General features: G+C 38.6%; 5 protein-coding genes. 4 read left to right on the top strand and 1 reads right to left on the bottom strand.

Going from position 1 to position 4,606, the window contains the following annotated elements:
- The first annotated feature begins 331 nt into the window (after positions 1-331).
- The 4 genes from CALSC_RS24680 (at position 332) to CALSC_RS24665 (ending at position 3,889) form a co-directional block, all read left to right on the top strand.
- Positions 332-1,126, top strand: a complete 795-nt coding sequence (locus CALSC_RS24680; protein WP_088243855.1) for a Tic22 family protein — start codon at positions 332-334, stop codon at positions 1,124-1,126.
- Between the two features lie 3 nt (positions 1,127-1,129).
- Positions 1,130-2,092, top strand: a complete 963-nt coding sequence (gene prmC / locus CALSC_RS24675) for a peptide chain release factor N(5)-glutamine methyltransferase (RefSeq protein WP_088243854.1) — start codon at positions 1,130-1,132, stop codon at positions 2,090-2,092.
- A 61-nt stretch (positions 2,093-2,153) separates the two neighbouring features.
- On the top strand, positions 2,154-2,738 hold the full coding sequence (locus CALSC_RS24670) for an L-threonylcarbamoyladenylate synthase (protein WP_088243853.1): 585 nt from the start codon (positions 2,154-2,156) through the stop codon (positions 2,736-2,738).
- A 242-nt stretch (positions 2,739-2,980) separates the two neighbouring features.
- A complete protein-coding gene (locus CALSC_RS24665) occupies positions 2,981-3,889 on the top strand; it encodes an ATP-binding protein (RefSeq protein ID WP_088243852.1) in 909 nt (302 codons plus the stop codon).
- On the opposite strand, the gene CALSC_RS24660 is transcribed toward CALSC_RS24665, so the two are convergent.
- Positions 3,852-4,322 (bottom strand): GNAT family N-acetyltransferase, encoded by a 471-nt coding sequence (locus tag CALSC_RS24660; RefSeq protein ID WP_088243851.1) that lies wholly within the window; start codon positions 4,320-4,322, stop codon positions 3,852-3,854. The two genes, CALSC_RS24665 and CALSC_RS24660, sit on opposite strands and share 38 nt — an antisense overlap.
- Positions 4,323-4,606 lie beyond the last annotated feature (284 nt).

The raw sequence follows: 4,606 nt of genomic DNA, 5'->3' as shown, positions 1-4,606 counted from the left end.
GGCAAAAGGCTTATTCCTAGTATGCCCTTACTGAAGCAACTGAATATACCCTCACTCTTATGTCCACTGTTATATATGGCTTAGTAAGGATTATAGGCAAAATGCCCACAAGGGAATCAGCTCTAAAGTCAAAATAGAATAAATTAATAATCTCAACATCTGCCAGACCTTGTGATTTGATGGCAAAGAAACAGGGAGTGGTTGAGTGGGGAGACTGCTACAGGTTTTCTAGTTCCTGGGGTTGTCTCCATTGAAAAACTAGTTAACTTTGTACACATACAAATTTGATAATTTGTTTAAATTGATAAAAGTATTAATGCTAGGAGGAATAATGAAATCATTGGGTCACTGGGGTACAACATTAGGTTTAACGGGAATCACTCTGCTAACACCAGTATTAGTTGCGAGTGCCCCAGCACTAGCATTGACAGAGGCAGAGTTGGTAAAAAAATTAAATGACACACCATGTTTTTTGATCACCAATAACAAGGGTTTACCATTAACTAGTCAGCAGACTGATAAAAATGGCAAAAAAATTCCTTTTACCCAGGTGTTTATGAGTGGGCAAGAAGCCCAGGCTTTTATAGAGCAGTTACGAAAACAGAAAACCCAAGATCCAAAAAAAGCAGAAATATTTAAGACACTACAAGTAACTCCCGTAGGGATGGGAGAAATTTACAAAAAATTACGTGAAAACGCCAAGAATCCCACCAAAAGTCTCCAGTTTGCTTTTCAACCAGGGAGACAAGAGGTTCAGGAAGCAATGGCTTTGTTAAAACAGCAAGGAAAAAATATTAAAAGTTTTCAAAGCGTGCCCCTGTTTATCCTGAGCGCAGAAGGTAAAGGATATATATCAGTAAAAGGGAAGGGAGCATCTGGCAAAAAAGATGTTGATGCTATCCCCATGTTTTTTAGTAAAAAAGACGCTGAGGCATTATTAAAAAAGGTAAAAGCGAAGTACTCTAAAGCAACAATACAGGTTGGAGATATTGATCGCGTCATTACCGTATTACGCAAAAACAAAGATGTGAACGTGGTTTTAGTACCACCTTCCTATAGTTTGCAATATGTCAATCAGTTGCAGAGAAAAAATAGAAATGTTCAAGCTCCCAAGCCTAAGCGTTAAGGGATGGTAGAAAAACAACAGTTTGTTTCTGGTTTACAACTTTGGCAGTGGCGAAATATAGCTATTCAAGCAGCAATAGCTGTTGATGTGTCGCCATCTGAAGTTGACTGGCTATTACAAGAAGTCGCGGGTTTAGATCGTTTAGCAATACGTTTGCAGTCTTTTAAAGATTGGCCACAAATTCAGTCGCAGTTATCTTTAGAAGAATTAGAGATAATGTGGCAAAGACGATTGAATGAGCGGTTACCAGTACAATACATTACTGGAATTACTCCCTGGCGACAATTCAAGATTGTAGTTTCCCACGCGGTGTTAATTCCCAGACCAGAAACGGAATGTTTAATTGATATAGCGGTGGCAGCTGTCCAGGAAACTGGAGAAGATCTACAGTTAGATCGAGGATACTGGGCTGACTTAGGTACAGGTAGTGGTGCGATCGCTTTGGGATTGGCGGATGCCTTTCCCAAGGCTACCATTTATGGTGTTGATCGCTCTGCCGATGCTTTGGCGATCGCTCAAAAAAATGTTGATAATTACCGTTTAACAGAAAGAGTTCACTTTTACCAAGGTTCTTGGTGGCAGCCTTTAGATTCTCTCCAAGGAAAATTTAGCGGTATGGTGTCTAACCCACCCTATATTCCTAGTGGTATTCTGCCAACACTGCAACCAGAGGTAATACAACACGAACCTCATATGGCTTTAGATGGTGGTAAATCTGGTTTAAATTGTATTCACCATTTAATTAATACTTCTCCGGCTTATTTACGTCCAGGTGGGTTATGGCTGATGGAAATGATGGCTGGGCAAGCTGATACGGTAAAACAATTACTAGAGAGTCAAGGTAGTTATGGCAATATTCACATTTACTCTGATTTAGCAGGAATTGAACGTTTTGCTGTTGCCCAGATTAGGAGTGAAGGAGAGAAGGAGGGAAGGAGGGAAGGAGTGAAAGATAAAAAATCTTAACTCCCAACCATCAACCCTCACTCTACCACTCCCTCACTCTCCCACTCCCCACACTCCTGCCATGACCAAAGTTAGTATTGCTGAATTAGTAACTGGTGCCCGCGCTGGTAAATTAGTTAGTTTTCCCACAGATACGGTTCCTGCTTTGGCTGTTTTACCGGAACGGGCAGAGTTAATTTTTGCTGCCAAACAGAGGAGCCAGGATAAACCTTTAATACTTATGGCTGCTAGTGCTCAAGATTTGTGGTCTTTCGTGCAGGGAAGTGAGCAAGAATATGCAATTTGGCAACAAATAGCCCAAAAATGCTGGCCTGGGGCAGTCACTTTAGTATTACCCGCCTCAGAAAAAGTACCCACAGCCATGAATCCAATTAACCCTACTACCATTGGTATTCGCGTTCCTGATTGTGCGATCGCTCAACAAATTTTGGCACAAACAGGCCCTCTGGCAACTAGCAGTGCTAATTTATCCGGGCAATCAACCTTACAAACAATGGCAGAAATTGCTATTGCTTTTCCTGAGGTTCTTACCCTCAAAATGATAGAAGGAGATCAACTCTCATTGGGTAGTGGTTTAGCTTCTACTGTCGCCAAATGGTCTGGTGAAGGTTGGCAGATTTTACGGCAAGGTAAAATCAGGTTATAATTATTACGTTATAAATAATACTAGTTAAACAAAACTTCTATATCAAAGGTAAATAGTTGGCAATAGCATCAAGTTTATACTGAGTACAGTGCTAAATTTATATACATTTTGGCTACTTATATAAATGAATCTATATTTATATGTACTTGGGAATCATAAGTTCTGAACATTACAAAGATATCTGGAACTTTACTTTATGTCTTGATGGTCGATTAATAAGTTGATAATTACCAAATATATATATGAACTGGATTAATTGGGTACATCTAGGAATCGGAATAATATTGGGGATCATTTGCCAGAGGATAATTGCACGCTCTCAAGGTGTTACCAGTTCATCTTCAGGGCTATCTCCAAACCAGGAGTCAACACTTCAAGAGCAGATACAGCAAACCCAACTAGCTTATCAAATGGCAAAGGAAATGAGCCAATTTAAGTCAGGGTTTTTAGCTAGAACAACCCATGTGTTGCGTTCCCCCTTAAATGGTTTGATTGGCTTACATCAGTTAATTTTGTCAGATTTATGTGATAGCCCGGAAGAAGAAAGAGAATTTATTAGTCAAGCTCACGAGAGGGCATTAAAGTTACTGAAGTTAATTGATGAAATTCTCATTGTTGCTAGAACAGAACATGGTACTAATGAGCTAAATATTCAGTCTCTACCTTTGACTCAGCTCCTAGAGAATGTTCATAAAGTCATCTATATGCTGGCAGAAAATCGTAATTATCCTTTCCAGGTGATACTTCCAGACACAGATATTTATGTTTTGGCTGATTCCCACTGGTTACAGCAAGTATTGATCAATTTAATAGATACTTCAATCCTGAATATGGAAGAAGGCAGTATTCATATTTCTGTCCAAGCTGACAGTGATAGTAATATGGTTAATATTTGGTTAGATGTTCCCAAAAATGCGATTCCTACCAGTGAAGCCATTGATTTAATCAACTCTACATCCCTAAATACCCTCAATCAAGATCAAGAAATAAAAATTTCCCCCGGAATGAGACTATTAATAAGTCATACCATTTTGTCAGTCATGGCAGGGAAACTGGAAATCATTCCTTATCCTCTTGCAGGGCAAGCTGCTGAATTTACCAGATTACAAATTTCTATCCCCCAAGGCTCTCCTGAAGCTGAATTTCTCTAACAGCCAGAGAACCTAAATTAGATTGGTTATACAAAACCATAGTGGTGCTGGAATTTTGTTGAAAACCAATACGTTGGTAAAATTTATGTTGATGAGTTGTCATCAAGTATACTCTTTCTACTCTATGTATACAGGGATGGCTTAAGACAGTTTCCACCAATTTACTACCTAATCCACCACCTTGATATTCTGGATGAATTACTACATCCCAAATAGTGGCACGATAAACACCATCGGAAGTGGCTCTAGCAAAACCAATTAATTGCTGTCCATCCCAGACTCCAATTACTGGGTTACTGTTAGCGATGGCGATGCTCAAATCCTCTAAACTACGGTCTTTTGCCCAAAAAGCTGCTATGTTAAATAATGTTTGGAGTTGATCCAGCCCTATTTCTAATTTGCGATCGCTAAACAAAATCTGAGAATTATTCATATTAATTGATCCAGTTACCAAGTTTTATTAGATATTGTTAACTGAATTTTTGGATAAAAACAACCCTAATTAGTTTAGTTTATATAATAGATAATTTTTAATTTTATACCATTTTGAAAAAAGGATGGGGCAGATGAGTAGGGTCACGGTACCAGTAAGATAATTTTATATACCAGAAGATTGTGGATGCCGTGCCCTTACGAAAAATATATATGTCGCGAACATTATTTGAATTGGTATTATATTGCACTTATATCACGGCACAAATATAGCAATACATAATT

It is taken from the genome of Calothrix rhizosoleniae SC01 (assembly GCF_900185595.1).
Lineage (GTDB): Bacteria > Cyanobacteriota > Cyanobacteriia > Cyanobacteriales > Nostocaceae > Calothrix_A > Calothrix_A rhizosoleniae.
Note: the sequence above shows the minus strand (reverse complement) of the source record. Positions and strands in the feature narration are given on the sequence as shown.

What these genes read in the sequence shown, in the direction of transcription:
- CALSC_RS24680 (WP_088243855.1), top strand. Translation starts at nt 332, where the DNA reads ATGAAATCATTGGGTCACTGGGGTACAACATTAGGTTTAACGGGAATC.
- prmC (WP_088243854.1), top strand. Translation starts at nt 1,130, where the DNA reads ATGGTAGAAAAACAACAGTTTGTTTCTGGTTTACAACTTTGGCAGTGG.
- CALSC_RS24670 (WP_088243853.1), top strand. Translation starts at nt 2,154, where the DNA reads ATGACCAAAGTTAGTATTGCTGAATTAGTAACTGGTGCCCGCGCTGGT.
- CALSC_RS24665 (WP_088243852.1), top strand. Translation starts at nt 2,981, where the DNA reads ATGAACTGGATTAATTGGGTACATCTAGGAATCGGAATAATATTGGGG.
- CALSC_RS24660 (WP_088243851.1), bottom strand. Translation starts at nt 4,322, where the DNA reads ATGAATAATTCTCAGATTTTGTTTAGCGATCGCAAATTAGAAATAGGG.